The 15,304-nt window shown below is 64.0% G+C and carries 16 protein-coding genes; 4 read left to right on the top strand and 12 right to left on the bottom strand.

Annotation, left to right across the window (positions count from 1 at the left end; genetic code table 11):
* Positions 1–83: 83 nt before the first annotated feature.
* The 3 genes from argA to AC1RDS_RS04405 all read left to right on the top strand — a co-directional run bounded on the left by argA (position 84) and on the right by AC1RDS_RS04405 (position 3,235).
* On the top strand, positions 84–1,430 hold the full coding sequence (argA, locus tag AC1RDS_RS04415) for an amino-acid N-acetyltransferase (protein WP_492226697.1): 1,347 nt from the start codon (positions 84–86) through the stop codon (positions 1,428–1,430).
* Between the two features lie 69 nt (positions 1,431–1,499).
* Positions 1,500–2,498: an oxygen-dependent tRNA uridine(34) hydroxylase TrhO gene (trhO, locus tag AC1RDS_RS04410; RefSeq protein ID WP_348683751.1), complete on the top strand. Its 999-nt coding sequence runs from the start codon at positions 1,500–1,502 to the stop codon at positions 2,496–2,498.
* Entirely contained in the window at positions 2,495–3,235 is a 741-nt protein-coding gene (locus tag AC1RDS_RS04405; RefSeq protein ID WP_348683749.1) for a glutathione S-transferase, read from the top strand. Before trhO ends, AC1RDS_RS04405 begins: the two co-directional genes overlap by 4 nt.
* On the opposite strand, the gene AC1RDS_RS04400 is transcribed toward AC1RDS_RS04405, so the two are convergent.
* From AC1RDS_RS04400 to AC1RDS_RS04365, 8 genes are all read right to left on the bottom strand, one after another.
* The gene (locus tag AC1RDS_RS04400) at positions 3,232–3,765 is read right to left on the bottom strand and encodes a hypothetical protein (RefSeq protein ID WP_348683747.1); all 534 of its coding nucleotides are present in this window, start codon (positions 3,763–3,765) and stop codon (positions 3,232–3,234) included. The genes AC1RDS_RS04405 and AC1RDS_RS04400 overlap by 4 nt on opposite strands.
* Before the next feature lie 321 nt (positions 3,766–4,086).
* Positions 4,087–4,617 carry a disulfide bond formation protein B gene (locus AC1RDS_RS04395; protein WP_287876127.1) on the bottom strand — a complete coding sequence of 177 codons (531 nt, stop codon included), beginning with the start codon at positions 4,615–4,617 and terminating at the stop codon, positions 4,087–4,089.
* 146 nt (positions 4,618–4,763) lie between these two features.
* Complete coding sequence (locus AC1RDS_RS04390) at positions 4,764–5,888, bottom strand: sulfate/molybdate ABC transporter ATP-binding protein (protein WP_348683745.1); 1,125 nt, start codon at positions 5,886–5,888, stop codon at positions 4,764–4,766.
* Between the two features lie 12 nt (positions 5,889–5,900).
* A complete protein-coding gene (cysW, locus tag AC1RDS_RS04385) occupies positions 5,901–6,800 on the bottom strand; it encodes a sulfate ABC transporter permease subunit CysW (protein WP_092700664.1) in 900 nt (299 codons plus the stop codon).
* Positions 6,801–6,944: 144 nt separating this feature from the next.
* The gene (cysT, locus tag AC1RDS_RS04380; protein ID WP_348683743.1) at positions 6,945–7,823 is read right to left on the bottom strand and encodes a sulfate ABC transporter permease subunit CysT; all 879 of its coding nucleotides are present in this window, start codon (positions 7,821–7,823) and stop codon (positions 6,945–6,947) included.
* 3 nt (positions 7,824–7,826) lie between these two features.
* Complete coding sequence (locus tag AC1RDS_RS04375) at positions 7,827–8,828, bottom strand: sulfate ABC transporter substrate-binding protein (protein WP_092700667.1); 1,002 nt, start codon at positions 8,826–8,828, stop codon at positions 7,827–7,829.
* A gap of 210 nt (positions 8,829–9,038) precedes the next feature.
* Entirely contained in the window at positions 9,039–9,629 is a 591-nt protein-coding gene (locus AC1RDS_RS04370; RefSeq protein WP_492226696.1) for an RBBP9/YdeN family alpha/beta hydrolase, read from the bottom strand.
* A gap of 101 nt (positions 9,630–9,730) precedes the next feature.
* Positions 9,731–10,678 (bottom strand): LysR family transcriptional regulator, encoded by a 948-nt coding sequence (locus AC1RDS_RS04365; protein WP_348683739.1) that lies wholly within the window; start codon positions 10,676–10,678, stop codon positions 9,731–9,733.
* Between the two features lie 126 nt (positions 10,679–10,804).
* On the opposite strand from AC1RDS_RS04365, the gene AC1RDS_RS04360 reads away from it, so the two are divergent.
* Positions 10,805–11,446 (top strand): FMN-dependent NADH-azoreductase, encoded by a 642-nt coding sequence (locus tag AC1RDS_RS04360; protein ID WP_092700671.1) that lies wholly within the window; start codon positions 10,805–10,807, stop codon positions 11,444–11,446.
* A 143-nt stretch (positions 11,447–11,589) separates the two neighbouring features.
* Here the strand turns inward: AC1RDS_RS04360 and AC1RDS_RS04355 are convergent, their stop codons facing one another.
* From AC1RDS_RS04355 to AC1RDS_RS04340, 4 genes are all read right to left on the bottom strand, one after another.
* Positions 11,590–12,138 (bottom strand): NADPH-dependent FMN reductase, encoded by a 549-nt coding sequence (locus tag AC1RDS_RS04355; RefSeq protein ID WP_348683736.1) that lies wholly within the window; start codon positions 12,136–12,138, stop codon positions 11,590–11,592.
* Between the two features lie 186 nt (positions 12,139–12,324).
* The gene (locus AC1RDS_RS04350; protein WP_348683734.1) at positions 12,325–13,122 is read right to left on the bottom strand and encodes a MetQ/NlpA family ABC transporter substrate-binding protein; all 798 of its coding nucleotides are present in this window, start codon (positions 13,120–13,122) and stop codon (positions 12,325–12,327) included.
* A gap of 115 nt (positions 13,123–13,237) precedes the next feature.
* On the bottom strand, positions 13,238–14,323 hold the full coding sequence (locus tag AC1RDS_RS04345) for a DUF6817 domain-containing protein (RefSeq protein ID WP_348683732.1): 1,086 nt from the start codon (positions 14,321–14,323) through the stop codon (positions 13,238–13,240).
* Positions 14,259–15,290: a LysR family transcriptional regulator gene (locus AC1RDS_RS04340; protein ID WP_348683730.1), complete on the bottom strand. Its 1,032-nt coding sequence runs from the start codon at positions 15,288–15,290 to the stop codon at positions 14,259–14,261. The genes AC1RDS_RS04345 and AC1RDS_RS04340 overlap by 65 nt, the downstream gene beginning before the upstream one ends.
* Positions 15,291–15,304 lie beyond the last annotated feature (14 nt).

Genomic DNA, 15,304 nt, shown 5'->3' with positions numbered 1-15,304 from the left:
AAGGCAGAAACTTCGTAGAGAATCGCAAATTATCCCAGCCCCGGCTGCTTTCTTCACTTTTCCCGACCGCCACCCCGCCGCCCATGTCCGCCGTTTTCAACTTCACCTTCGTGCCCTGGTTCCGCTCGGTGGCGCCCTACATCCACAAATTTCGCCACCAGACGTTTGTGGTGGGCCTCACGGGTGAAGCCATAGCGGCGGGCAAGCTGCACAACATTGCGCAGGATCTGGCGATGATTCAGGCCATGGGCGTGAAGATCGTGCTGGTGCATGGCTTTCGCCCCCAGGTGAACGAGCAGCTGGAGGCCAAGGGGCATGCCGCCAGGTATTCGCACGGCATCCGCATCACCGACTCGGTGGCGCTCGACTGTGCACAGGAGGCCGCCGGCCAGCTGCGCTACGAGATCGAGGCCGCCTTCAGCCAGGGCCTGCCCAACACGCCCATGGCCGGCGCCACGGTGCGCGTGATCTCGGGCAACTTCCTCACGGCGCGGCCGGTAGGCATTGTGGATGGGGTGGACTTCCAGCACTCGGGCCTGGTGCGCAAGGTGGACGCAGGGGGCATCCAGCGCACGCTGGACATGGGCGCGCTGGTGCTGCTATCGCCGTTTGGCTTTTCGCCCACCGGCGAGGCCTTCAATCTGGCCATGGAAGAAGTGGCCACCAGCGTGGCCATCGAGCTGCGCGCCGACAAGCTGATCTTTCTGACCGAGGTTTCCGGCATCCGCATGCAGCCCGGCGAGCCCGCCAGCGACGACAACCCCATCGACACCGAGCTGCCGCTGGCTGCCGCCCAGGCCCTGCTGGCCACGCTGCCCACCGCCCAGCGGCCCACCGACACAGGGTTTTATCTGCAACACTGCGTAAAAGCCTGCAAGGCCGGCGTGGAGCGCAGCCACATCATTCCCTTCGCGCTCGACGGCTCGCTGCTGCTGGAGGTGTATGTGCACGACGGCATCGGCACCATGGTGATCGACGAAAAGCTCGAAGAACTGCGCGAAGCCACCATCGACGATGTGGGCGGCATCCTGCAGCTGATCGAGCCGTTCGAGAAGGACGGCACGCTGGTCAAGCGCGACCGCACCGAGATCGAGCGCGACATCGCCACCTACACCATCATCGAGCACGATGGCGTTATCTTCGGTTGCGCGGCGCTCTACCCCTACCCCGAGGCCAGGACCGCCGAGATGGCGGCGGTCACCGTGTCGCCGCAAAGCCAGGGCACGGGCGATGGCGAAAAGCTGCTCAAGCGCATCGAACAGCGCGCCCGCGCCATGGGGCTGGAAAGCATCTTCGTGCTGACCACGCGCACCATGCACTGGTTCATCAAGCGCGGCTTCGTGGTGGTGGACCCCGACTGGCTGCCCGACGCACGCAAGCGCAAATACAACTGGGACCGGCGCAGCCAGGTGCTGGTCAAGAAGCTGTAAAACCCCCAGGCGCTGACCACAGCCAGCGCATCTGCACCACCTTCCCTGCAACTTCACGGCGCCCCTTTCGTGCACCCGGTCACACCCCGCTTCCTCACCGTCGCCCTGTACCAGTTTGTCGATCTGCCCGACTGCGCCGCCTTGCGCGCGCCGCTGCAGACCCTGTGCGAAGAGCGCGGTGTGCGCGGCATGCTGCTGCTGGCGCCCGAGGGCATCAACGGCACCATCGCGGGTGAACCGGCCGGTGTGCAGGCCGTGCTGGCCTGGCTGCGCAGCGATGCCCGCTTTGCCGCCCTGCAGCACAAGGAGGCGCCCACGGACCGCCAGCCGTTCTACCGCATGCGCGTGCGGCTCAAGCGCGAGATCGTCACCCTGGGCGTGCCCGGCCTGAACCCCGCGCGCAACGCGGGCACCTATGTGAAGCCCGAGGACTGGAACGCGCTGATCGGCGACCCCGCCGTGGTGGTCGTGGACACGCGCAACGACTACGAGGTGGGCATCGGCACGTTCGAGCGCGCCATCAACCCGCACACCCGAAGCTTTGCCGAGTTTCCGGCCTGGGTGGCGGCGCAATCGCAACCCGGCGGCGTGCTGGCCGGCAAGCCGCGCGTGGCCATGTTCTGCACGGGCGGCATCCGCTGCGAAAAATCCACGGCCTTCCTCAAGTCGCAGGGCTTCGACGAGGTGTACCACCTCGAAGGCGGCATCCTCAAATACCTCGAAACCGTGCCCGAGGAAGCCAGCCGCTGGCACGGCGACTGTTTTGTGTTCGACGAGCGCGTGTCAGTAGGCCACGGTCTCGTGCCCGGCCACCACCAGCTGTGCCGCTCGTGCCGCATGCCGCTGGGCGCCGCCGAGCTGGCATCACCCCACTACGTGGCCGGCGTGAGCTGCCCCTACTGCCACGGCACCCGCACACCCGGGCAGGAGCGCGCGCTGGCCGAACGCGAGCGACAGATGCAGCTGGCCGCCCGGCGCGGGCAGGCACACATTGGCGCGCTGCAACCAGGCAACCCGGCGCGGGCCATCGCCAGGAAAAAGGGTGGCAGCGAAGGCGAATCCACTTGAGCGCCCTGCCCGTTCTCTATTCCTTTCGCCGCTGCCCCTACGCCATGCGCGCCCGGCTGGCACTGGCGGTGAGCGGCCAGACCTGCGAAGTGCGCGAGGTGGTGCTCAAGAACAAACCCCAGGGTCTGCTGCAGGCGTCGCCCAAGGCTACCGTACCGGTGCTGGTGCTGCCTGGTGGACAGGTGCTAGAGCAGAGCCTGCACATCATGCTGTGGGCGCTGGCACAGCACGACCCCGACGGCTGGCGCACGCCAAGCCACGGCAGCATGGAAGACATGCTGGCCCTGATCGCGGAATGCGATGGCCCGTTCAAGCAGGCGCTGGACCGCTGCAAATACCCCAGCCGCTACCCCGACGCACCCATCGACGCAGCGCGCGCGCAGGCCATGGCCTGGCTGAGCGCACTGGATGCCCGCCTGTTCACCCAGCCCCACCTGTTCGGCTCCCATGCGGCCCTGGCCGACATGGCCATTGCACCCTTTGTGCGCCAATTCGCCGGCATCGATGCAGACTGGTGGGCCGCCCAGCCCTGGCCGCATCTGCAGACCTGGCTGGCGCAGTGGCAGGCGGCCCCGCTGCTCGCCAGCGTGATGCACAAGCTGCCGGCCTGGGTGGATGGAACCGAGGGGGTGCGGTTTCCGCACCCGCAGGGGATATGGGCGCCCGAGGGCTGCGACGGAAACCCAACAGCGCCGCTGTTGGGCGGTCAGGTGGAGCGCAGGGTGAGGTCTCGTTAATTTGCGACTTGCTTGAATTTCGGATCGCGGACGATATCCTCTACGAGCTTTTGAACGGCCGGCCCGAAAGCCTGGGCCGTTTCTTGGCAGGCTTTGTCTGCTACAAAGCTCCCGGAAAAACCGAATATGGACTTCGTGGTAAAGCTCTCGTTTCTGGCGTTGGAAATCGTGACCGTGAAAAGCCACTTTCCGTCGGTCATGCCCGAACTGAAATCAATCTCTTCGAGTTTGCCCCTCAGTATGAGTTTGGAACTCGGGTCATAGGCGCCGGCCAACTTGAGTTCATCGATCAGCGCCTTTTCGATATAACTCTCAAAACTAGGAGAAACGGTCACGGGACCTGCGGCACGACAAGTGATGGATGACTGCCCCGGCTTTGAGGCCTGGAAAGGTTCGACCGCAACAGGTTTTATGTCGAGGGATTTAATCGATTCGACGTTCTTTACCGAAGCGCCATAAGGCGAGACGTTGTAGGCACATCCGGATAAAACGACCGCAGAGAGAAGCGCTAGCGACAGAGAAACTTTCATTTTCTATTTCATGCAGGTGGATAGGAAAGGGAAAGCAAGGAGACCGCATCGACGACGCTCCGAAGCGCACATCCGCACGGCATCAAGAGCAGAGTTGTAGGATCTGGTAACACGTTGAAGTTGTCAACAATTTCCGGTCCGTCTGACGCAGATCGTGCTCTACAGGCCCGCAGGGTTGCGGCATACATGCTGTGTGAAGAAACTTTATTAAATTTCGCCATCTGCTGATGCGCCGATGAATCACCACAGTGACACCCCAATCGACAAAAAAGGCGCTCCGAAGAGCGCCTTGTGCGAGGTCCATGCTGAGCCATCAAGGCATCACGCCATCGAATAGCCCGAGCCCTCCCGGTTGCCCGTCGTGAACCCACGCACCAGCAGCGCCAGCAGCACCACAGCAAACCCCACAAAGCAGACAAACGACCAGTTGGCGATCGAGCCACCCAGAAACGTCCAGTCGATCGCCGTGCAGTCGCCCGAGCCCCGGAAGATCATGGGGATGGAACGGCTGATGGGGTAGTTCTCGATCATTCCGTAGAAATCCCGGCCACAGGTGGCGACTTCGGGGGGATACCATTGCAGCCAGCTCTGGCGGGCCGCCACGAAGGCGCCAAAACCAGCCGAGACCATGGCCAGCGCAGCGAATGTCATCCACCAGCCCTTGTTGCCTCTTGCGCTTGCCAAGCCTGCGAAAACTGCGACAGCAACGAGCGCATAGCGTTGCACGATGCACATCGGGCAAGGCTCCAGGCCCACCACATGCTGCAGATACATGCCAAAGGCCAGCAGGGCCACACAGGCCACACTGATGAGCGCGAGTACACGGCGCGGGGCCGTAGTCAACCAATTCATTCCTTCTCCCTTATCCAATAGCAATTGCCCAAGGCATTGCCCATGAAACCGGCACGGCCCAGGCCAGCAGACGGCCAGCATGGTCCGCCCCGCACGCAACAAAGGCCATCGTCCCCTTGGGGAAAAACGCGAAGCGGCTCAAGGGGTCAAATCCCAGCGGCCTCGTCCAGAAAAACGCGGGCGCGGCGCGGTGTCACCACCAGCGTTTCGCCCTCTTTGAAACCCATTTCCTTGAACTGCTGCGCAGGGATCTGCGCTTCGATCAAGGACTCCGGGGACGCATTGTCCGCTGGTTTGTGGTCGTCGATGGGAATAAGTTCCAGCCGCGCAATCGGGCCCACCACGATGGCGCGGCTCAATTGCGCGACGATGCCGCGCGGGCGGCCTGTGGCGTCCAGTCCGGCGCCGGGCGCATAGCGTTCCACATCCAGGTCGTGCGGGCGCACATAGGCGAAGGCCTTGGCGTTCTGCGCCTGGCTGTGCTCGGGCGAATCCAGCTCGATGCCTTCGAGGTGCACCAGCCCCTCGTGCGCACGGCCGTGGAACAGGTTCACATCGCCCAGAAAACCATAGACGAAGGGGCTGGCCGGCTGGTCCCACACCTGCTGGGGCGAGCCGCTTTGCTCGATGCGGCCCTGGTTGATGACAACCACACGGTCGGCCACTTCCAGCGCTTCTTCCTGGTCGTGCGTCACAAAGATGCTGGTCACATGCAGTTCGTCGTGCAGGCGGCGCAGCCAGCGGCGCAGTTCCTTGCGCACCTTGGCATCGAGCGCGCCAAAGGGCTCGTCGAGCAGCAGCACCTTGGGCTCCACCGCCAGCGCCCGGGCCAGAGCGATCCGCTGGCGCTGGCCGCCCGAGAGCTGCGATGGGAAACGCTCGGCCAGCCAGTCCAGCTGCACCAGCTTGAGCAGGTCCATGACCTTCTGCTTGATCTGTGCTTCGCCGGGCCGCTGGCCGCGCGGCTTGACGCGCAGGCCAAAGGCCACGTTCTCGAACACCGTCATGTGCCGGAACAGCGCGTAGTGCTGGAACACGAAGCCCACGTTGCGCTCGCGCACATGCACGTCGGTGGTGTCTTCGCCGCTGAAGTGGATGCTGCCGGTGTCGGGCGTCTCCAGCCCCGCGATGATGCGCAGCAAGGTGGTCTTGCCGCAGCCCGAGGGTCCCAGCAGCGCGATGAGTTCGCCCGATGCGATATCGAGGCTGACATCGCGCAGGGCCTGGAAGTCGCCAAACTGCTTGCTGACGTTGCGGATTTCAATGCTCATGGTGTTCTTCCTTCAGCGGGCGACAGCCGCAGGTGCGGGTCGCTCGGGCGGCAACTCGGCGGCGGCTTTCAGGGCCTGCTCGTTGCGGTGTTCGGCAATGGTCTTGATGACCAGGGTGACCAGGGCCAGCAAGGCCAGCAGAGAGGCGGCGGCAAACGCGGCGACCGACTGGTACTCGTTGTAGAGAATTTCCACATGCAGCGGGATGGTGTTGGTCTGCCCGCGGATATGGCCCGACACCACCGACACCGCGCCGAACTCGCCCATGGCGCGTGCATTGCACAAAATCACGCCATAGAGCAGGCCCCACTTGATGTTGGGCAGGGTCACGTGCCAGAAGGTCTGCCAGCCGGTGGCGCCCAGCACGATGGCGGCCTGCTCCTCGTCGTTGCCCTGGGCCTGCATCAGCGGGATCAGCTCGCGCGCGATGAATGGAAAGGTCACGAACACGGTGGCCAGCACGATGCCGGGCACGGCAAAGATGATCTTGATGTCGTGCGCTTGCAGCCAGGGGCCGAACCAGCCCTGGGCGCCGAACATCAGCACATAGACCAGCCCGGCAACCACGGGCGATACCGAAAACGGCAGGTCCACCAGCGTGGTCAGAAACGCCTTGCCCCGGAACTCGTACTTGGCAATGCACCAGGCGGCTGCCACGCCAAACACCAGGTTCAGCGGTACGGCAATCAAGGCAGTAATAAGCGTGAGCTTGATGGCCGACCAGGCATCGGGCTCGCGCAGGCCCTCCAGGTAGGCGCCAAAGCCCTTGCGCAGCGCCTCGGCAAACACGGCGGCGAGCGGCAGCACCAGGAACAGCAGCATGAAGGCCAGCGCCATGCCGATCAGCGTGTAGCGCACCCAGGGCGCTTCGGTCGTGCCGGCGCGCGCGCGGCGAACAGTTCGATTATTCATGTCGTTTGTGCAAGGCGCAGTGCGCTTGAAGCGGGCGCAGCCCAGACCCGTGCACCCGTGGAACTGGCTTTGCCAGGCCGCCGGGTGCATCCCCCTTCCGCGAAGCGAGAGAGAGGGAAGGCGCGAAGCGACTCAGGGGGTGATTCATGACTTCCGGCGCTGCCAGGCTTGCAGCGCATTGATGACCAAGAGCAAGATGAAAGAAATCACGAGCATCACCACCGCCACGGCCGTGGCGCCTGCATAGTCGTACTGCTCCAGCTTGCCGATGATGATGAGCGGTGTGATCTCCGACACCATGGGCATGTTGCCCGCGATGAAGATCACCGAGCCGTATTCACCCACCGCCCGCGCAAACGCCATGGCAAAGCCGGTGAGCAGCGCGGGCGTGATGGAGGGCAGGATGACCTTGGTGAAGGTCTGAAAACGCGTGGCGCCCAGGCAGGTGGCCGCTTCTTCGAGTTCTTTCTCGGCGTCTTCGAGCACGGGCTGCACGGTGCGTACCACGAACGGCAGACCGATGAAAATGAGCGCGATCACGATGCCGGCGGGCTTGAACGCCAGCTGGATACCCAGAGGCTCCAGGATTTGCCCGACCCAGCCGTTGCTGGCCAGCAAGGCGGTGAGCGAAATACCTGCCACGGCGGTGGGCAGCGCAAACGGCAGGTCCACCAGCGCATCGGCGATTTTCTTGCCCGGAAACTTGTAGCGCACCAGCACCCAGGCGATCAGCAGGCCAAACACCAGATTGACCAGCGCCGCCAGAAAAGAGGCGCCAAAAGTGAGCCGGTACGAGGCCAGCACGCGCGGAGCGCTGACAGCGGCCCAGAACTGCTCCCAGGTCAGGGTGAAGGTCTTGAAGATCAGCGCCGACAGCGGGATCAGCACGATGATGCTCAAGTAGAACAGCGTGTAGCCCAGCGTCAGGCCAAAGCCGGGCAGCACCCTTTGGGGCGTACGCCGGCCGGCCTGCGCGGAGGGCGGCACGGCGCCCCGCGCGGGCACAGAGGTCGCAGCACTCATGGCTTACTTGGCGCTATACAGCTTGTCGAACTGGCCGCCATCGTTGAAGTGCACCTTCTGCGCCTCGGTCAGACTGCCGAAGTACTTGGCCACGGTGAACTGCTTGAGCGGCTTGAACGTGGCTTCGTACTTCTTGAGCACTTTCTCCGAACGCGGACGAATGGCGTGCTTGGCAGCGATTTCCTGCGCCTCGTCGGAGTACAGGTAATCCAGGTAGGCCTTGGCCAGCTGCGCCGTGCCCTTCTTGGCCACAGTGCGCTCGACCACGGCCACGGGGTTCTCGGCCACCACACTCACCGACGGATAGATCGCATCGACCTTGCCCGCGCCAAACTCGCGGTCGATCGACACCACTTCGGATTCGAACGTGATCAGCACGTCGCCCTGGTTGCGCTGCAAAAACGTGGCCGTGGCGTCGCGGCCGCCCTTGGCCAGCACCGGCACGTTCTTGTAGAGCTTGCCCACAAACTCGGCGGCCTGCGCATCGGTGCCACCCTTTTCGCGCACGGCACCCCAGGCGGCCAAGTAGGCATAGCGGCCGTTGCCACCGGTCTTGGGGTTCACCACGATCACCTGCACACCGGGCTTGATGAGGTCGTCCCAGTCCTTGATGCCCTTGGGGTTGCCGTTGCGCACCAGAAACAGCATGGTGGACGTGGTGGGCGATGCATCGTTGGGGAACTTCTTGGACCAATCCTTGGCGACCACGCCGTTGTCGGCCAGGAACTGCACATCGGTGGTGGTGTTCATGGTGACCACATCGGCGGCCAGGCCGTCGTTCACGGCGCGCGCCTGGGCGCTGGAGCCGGCGTGCGACTGGTCGATCTTCACGTCCTGGCCGGTGGTCTTCTTGTAATGCGCGGCAAACGCTGCGTTGTAGTCCTTGTAGAACTCGCGGGCTACGTCGTACGACACATTGAGCAGCTGGTTCTGCGCAGCAGCCAAACCACTGCTCGCCAGGGCCAGTGCGGCCAGAAGGGTCTTGAGTTTCAGAGAAGTCGTCATGGTGCGTCGCCTGATGAAAAGCTGGGGATTGACCATTGTGCGGAATGACGCTTAAAACTCAAAAGAATATATTTTTGTTAATTAATCGAATTTAATAATATAGGAAGTTCAGCTTGCAGACCAGAATGCGAAAGACATGGTGTGCTTCACCAAAAACTGCCGCCAGTGCTTTACTCGTAAGCACAAGTAGCTATTGATTCAGAAGTATTTTTACAACACCGGCGCTGCAGGCGAAGCCTGCGCATGGCCGGGCACCGGGGCGCGGACCACGGTGGGCTCGCCCTGCAACGACTGCAGCAGCGCCCAGCCCAGCGGCCATTCGCCATGGCCGGAGTCGATATTGAGGTGCCCGGCGTTCTGCATGCGCACGAATTCGCTGCCCCAGGCCCGTGCGTAGGCGCCCGCCAGGCGGATGGGGCAATACGGGTCGTTGCTGCTGGCCACCACGATGGAACGGTAGGGCAGCGCAGCAAAGGGCACGGGCGCAAAGTCGTTCAGGACGGCGCGGCGCTCCGGATCGGCCGGGGCCACCAGCAGCGCGCCGCACACGCGGGCTGCGGCTTGCGCGCCCATATGGGTGACGGCAATGCAGCCCAGGCTGTGCTCCACGATGACCACGGGGTGGGGCGCAGCCAGCACGGTCTTTTCAAGCTGGCCTACCCAGGCCAGCCGTGTGGGCGTGATCCAGTCGTCCTGCACCACGCGGCGGGCCTGGGGCAGGCGCTCGGCCCACAGGCTTTGCCAATGGCCGGGGCCGGAGTCGCGCCAGCCCGGAACGATGATGATGGAAGTGGTGGTCACAGCGCTGGCATTCTGCGATCCACTCTTTAAAACCCAAACGACTTAATTCTTGTTATTTAATCGCCAAAACATCTATTCAAACCATGGAAGGGGCTAGACGCCTAGATGCCTGCGCCATCCAACCCCTGTCCGGCCATGCGGGTGACCTGGCTGCTGCAACCCGGCATGGTTTCGCCCAAATAGTCCAGAAACCGCCGCACCGCGGGCGACAGTCCCCGGCGCGAAGGAAACACCGCATGCACGATGCCGCGTGGTGGCGCCCAGTCGGGCAGCAAGTGCACCAGGCGGCCCACGCGCAACTCTTCGATGCACATGTAGTCGGGCAGCCAGCACATGCCGGTGCCAGCCAGGGCGGCGAATTGGAGGGTGAGCAAGTCATCGGCCACATAGCGCGGCTGGTGGTGCACCGTCTGTTCGCGACCGCCTTCGCCGACGAGACGCAGCGTGGAGCGCCCATCCACGGCCGACATGGCAATGCTGTCCAGCCGGGCCAGGTCTTCCAGTGTGCGCGGCATGCCCTGGCGCGCCAGCAAGTCGGGGCTGGCCACCAGAATCTGCCGGGCATCGTCGAGGCGCTTGACGACCATGCTGCCACTGTCCTCCAGCGTGGAACGCACGCGCAGCGCCACGTCGATGCCCTCCTCCACCAGATTCACCGCGCGGTTGCTCACCAGCATCTCGACCCGCACTTCGGGATAGGTGGCCAGAAACTGCGGCATCAGCTCGGCCAGCACCGTCTGCGCCAGCGTGACGGGGCAGCTCACGCGGATGGTGCCGCGCGGGGTGGTCTGCACCTGGGCCACGGTGTCGGCCGCCGCCTGGGCCGATTCGCGCATGGCCTGGCAGTGGCGCAGATAGGCCTCGCCCACTTCGGTCAGCGAGAGCTTGCGCGTGGTGCGCTGCAGCAGGCGCACGCCCAGCTGGGTTTCCAGCTCCGACACCCGCCGCGACAGCCGGGATTTGGGAATGCCCAGGGCCCGGCCCGCAGCGGCAAACCCACCACGCTCCACCACTTCGGCGAAATACAGCATGTCGTTGAGATCTTGCATGGCGATGATTGTCCTATAAGCGGGACAATCTATCGCAATTTTGCTGGCTTATCAACAAATCAAGATCCATCGACAATTGATACCTAGGCCACACCAGGTGGCTCCCTACAACCCCCGGAGAACCTCATGCAACTGCTTCACATTGATTCCGCCATCACCGGTGCCAACTCCGTTTCGCGCCAGTTGACCGCACAGATCGTGGCGGCCTACCAGGCCAACCACCCTGGCACCCAGGTGAGCTATCTCGACCTGGTGGCCAATGCTCCCGCCCACTTCACCATGGACGCCATGGCGCCCCGTACCGGCCAGACCGATGGCCTGAGCGAAGTGCAAAAGCGCGAGAACGCCGTGTCCGAGCAACTGGTGAGCCAGTTCCTGGCGGCTGATGTGGTGGTGATTGGAGCCCCGTTCTACAACTTCAGCATTCCCACCCAGCTGAAGGCCTGGATTGACCGCATTGCCCAGCCCGGCCGCACATTCCAGTACACCGCCAACGGCCCCGAAGGCCTGGCCAAGGGCAAGACGGTGATCATTGCCTCCACCCGTGGCGGCGTGTATTCCACCAGCGAAGGCGGTCAGGCCATGGAACACCAGGAGAGCTATCTCAAGGTTGTGCTGGGCTTCTTCGGTGTGACCGATGTGCGCTTTGTGCGCGCTGAAGGCGTGGCCATGGGCGACGCCGCCAAGGCCCAGGCTCTGGCCGATGCCGCCCAGGCCATCCGCAACCAGGCTGCCGCCAACCAGGCCCAGGCAACGCAAGTTGCCTGAGACACAGGGCGCCACGGGCGCCCTGTTTTCTTTCTCGCCATTCATGAAGCCCGGCCTTGCGCCGGGTTTTCTGCGTTTGGTTTCAAATACGGCTCTATTGCATGTCCAACACGCGTGAGCCGCTATTTATTCACCAGCAAAACTCAGGCGTGCTTCTTGACCCAGGCCACGTACTGGTTCATCCAGCCCTGCAAAAACTCGCGGCTGCCCGCACCGATGCCGCCATCGGCATCGAACAACCCCTCCTTGGCATGGATGAAGGCCTCGGGCTGGCCCAGCGTGGGCATGTCGAGGTAGGCCAGCACATTGCGCAGGTGCTGCTGCGCCATCGAGGTGCCAATGGCGCCCACCGATGCACCAATCACCCCCGCCGGCTTGCCGGCCCAGGCGCTTTGCCCGTAGGGGCGTGAGGCGTTGTCGATGGCGTTCTTCAGTACCCCTGGAATCGAGCGGTTGTATTCCGCCGTGACAAACAGCACGCCCTGCGCGGCCTTGACCTCACCCTTGAAGCGCAGCACCGATGCAGCCTGCTGGCCATCGTCGTCCTGGTTGTAGAGCGGCAGATCGTCCAGGCGCAGCTGCGTGAAGCTGAAGTCTGCGGGCGCCAGCCGGGCCAGCGCCGTAGCCAGCTTGCGGTTGAATGAATCCTTGCGAAGACTGCCGACGATGACGGCGATGTTGTACTGGCTCATGAAAACCTCCTGAGGACGAAAACACCCGGCAAAGCACCGGGAGGCCATGGTAGCGTTTCAGGACACCCCATGCCAGCGGCGAACCAGGACAACCACACAGCCTGCCAACCCAGCAGAATGGACCATGAAAAAAGCTGCTGGCGCTTGATTGCAAAGCGTCAGCAGCTATTTTTTGAGTAGCAAAAATCAGAACCCGGGCAGCACCGATCCCTTGAACTCCACTTCGATGAACTTGCGGATCTCCTCGGATTGGTAGGCCTTGAGCAGCTTGGGCACCCAGGGCTTGTTCTTGTCGGCTTCGCGCACGGCGATCAGGTTCACATAGGGGCTCTTGGCGTTTTCCAGGGCGATGGCGTCCGTCTTGGGGTTCAGGCCGGCCGAGATCGCAAAGTTGGTGTTGACGGCCGAGGCATCCAGGTCATCGAGCGAGCGCGGCAGCTGGGCGGCGTCCAGCTCGACAAACTTGAGCTTCCTGGGGTTGCTCACCACATCGAGCGGCGTGGCCTTGAGGCCGGCACCCTCCTTGAGCTTGATCAGGCCCTGGTCCTGCAACAGCAGCAGCGCACGGCCGCCATTGGTGGGGTCGTTGGGCAGGCCAAAACGCGCACCTTCCTTGAGCTCGTTCAGACCCTTGACCTTCTTCGAGTACAGGCCCATGGGGAAGTTGACGGTGTAGCCCACGGAGACGATCTTGTAGCCCCGGTCTTTCACCTGGGCATCGAGGTAAGGCTTGTGCTGGTAGGCGTTGGCGTCCAGGTCGCCCGCGGCCAAGGCGGCGTTGGGTTGCACGTAGTCGCTGAACTCGATCACCTGGATTTTCAGGCCGTCCTTCTCGGCCACTTTCTTGACCTGCTCGAAGATCTGGGCGTGCGGGCCGGCCGTCACGCCGATCTTGAGCGGCTTGTCCTGCGCCAGCGCGCCCGTGGTGAAACCGGCGGCCAGGGCCAGAGCGAGGGTGGATTGCAGCAGGGAGCGCTTGTTCACGGAGACACCTTTCGTTAAGAGATTCTTCGCATCTTAGGGTTGACCCTATAAAACGCAAACAACCGTTTCTTTATTTCATTAGCTCAATACTGCATAACGAACCGCCCATTACTCATCAACCACGCAGCGCCACATTGTTGAGTTTGTCCAGCCGCTCGGGCCAGGTGGCTTCGGTGGCGGACTGCAGCAGGATGCGCGTCCAGGCCACCCAGGCGTCCCACTGCACGCGCTTGTCCCACGCATTGCCCCAGGCGCTGAAGCACTGCAGCGCGCTCTGGGCGGCGTGCCTGGCGTCGTCATGCCGGCCCGCCGACAGGTACAGCTGCGCCAGCACCATCTGCGGCTCGCCCACCCAGGGGTTGTGCCGCACGGCCTGTTCCAGCACGGCGGTGGCCACGTCCACATCCACCAGCGGCTGGTCTTGCTGGATCACTGACCAGTACAGCGAGGTGGCCGCCGACTCGGCCGCCACCGACAGGTGCTGCGTGCAGCCGGCAAACACCGGCGGCAGGGGCAGCAGCCCCACGAGCCCAGGGTGCTGCAGCGCCTGCCCCAGCCCTGCGATCTGGTGCAGCATGCGCCCCGTGGGCCGCATGGGCCCGGGCCACAGCGATGCCGCCCAGTGCACGGCCTGCGGGCGGTGCTGCACGTTGGGAAAGCGCGAGTAGATATCGTCCTGCCAGCTGAACCATTGCTCGATGGTGTCGGCCATGCTCACGACAATGAAGGCAGCCACCTCGTAGGGCGTGAGCACATGGCGCTGCCCGTCCTTGTCGAGCGCCAGGCTGCCATCGGCCTGCAGCCCACCGCCCAGCACGCGCTGCACGAACTGCGTGCGCGACTGGGTACAGAACAGGTACACGAGGTGCTCGGCCGGCTCGCCCACCAGATCGCGCAGGCGGGCGCGCTCGCTGGCCGGGTCGAACTTGACCAGATCCACAAAGGCATTGCCGTACACGCTGTGCAGCAAGCCCAGCAGGCGCACATCCCGCGGTTGCTGCCACAGCGTGAGCGAGCGCGCCACACCCACCAGGTGGTGGCGGAAGGTGCCCGCCTTGTGCCAGTCCTGCCCCACATTGCGGGCCAGCACGGTGGGCAGCACCGGGGCCAGGTCGGGGTCGTGGGCAATCCACTCGTCATCCAGCAGCGCCTGGGCGCGGGTAAAAAGCTGCTGGTCCAGGGGGTGCAAGCGCAGGGTCATGGCGTGTTGTCTCCGTCAGTCGGTCGGTGAAGCGCACAGTATCGGTGCTTGGCGCCCCCGACGCTGCCAGCGCCTCGGCCAGGAACCCCACGAACGCCTGCACCCGCGTCGAAAACTGATGCCGCTGCGGGTACACCGCATAGATGTCGGCCGCAGGCGTGTGGTACTGCGGCAGCACGGGCTCCAGCAGGCCTTGCGCCAGGTGGCGATTCACATCCCAATCGGCACGCATCACGATGCCGTGGCCCTGCAGCGCCCACAGCACGGCGATCTCACCGTCGTTGGTGGTCAGGTTGCCGGTGATCTTGATCGACTCGGTGTGCGCCTTGCTGCCGCGCCCGGTGGTCAGGCGCCACAGGCCATAGGCCTCGTCGCCCTGGCGGATGCCGATGCACTGGTGCTCCATCAGATCGCGCGGCACGCGGGGCCTGCCGTGGCGGTCCAGGTAGGCAGGCGCGGCGCACAACACGCGCCGATTGGGCGCGATGCGGCGGGCAATCACGCGGCCGTCGGGCGGCTCGCCAAAGCGCACGCACAGGTCATAGGCATCGTCGGTGATGGGCGGCGGGTGCACCGACAGCTGCAGCTGCACATCCACCTCGGGGTACTGGCGCACAAAGTCCGAGATCACCGGGGCAACGTGCATGCGGCCAAACCCCAGGGTGGCATTCACCCGCAGCAGGCCCTTGGGGCTGGCCTTGGACTGCACGATAAGTTCGTCGAGCGCATCGATCTCGCGCAGGATGCGGCGCGCGTGCTCCAGCAGCAGTTCGCCCTCGGGGGTGAGGCCCATGCGCCGGGTGGTGCGGTTGATGAGCACCACGCCCAGGCGGCGTTCCATCTGCGCCAGGTGTTTGCTGACTGCCGCCGTGGAGATGCCCATTTCGCGCCCCGCGGCGCTCAGGCTGGGGCTGGCGGCCAGCGCCGAAAAGAAACCCAGTTCTGCGGGCTGGATGGTGGAGCTCATCGAATATCTCTTAA

Source organism: Acidovorax sp. GW823-FHT02H02 (assembly GCF_058797075.1).
Note: the sequence above shows the minus strand (reverse complement) of the source record. Positions and strands in the feature narration are given on the sequence as shown.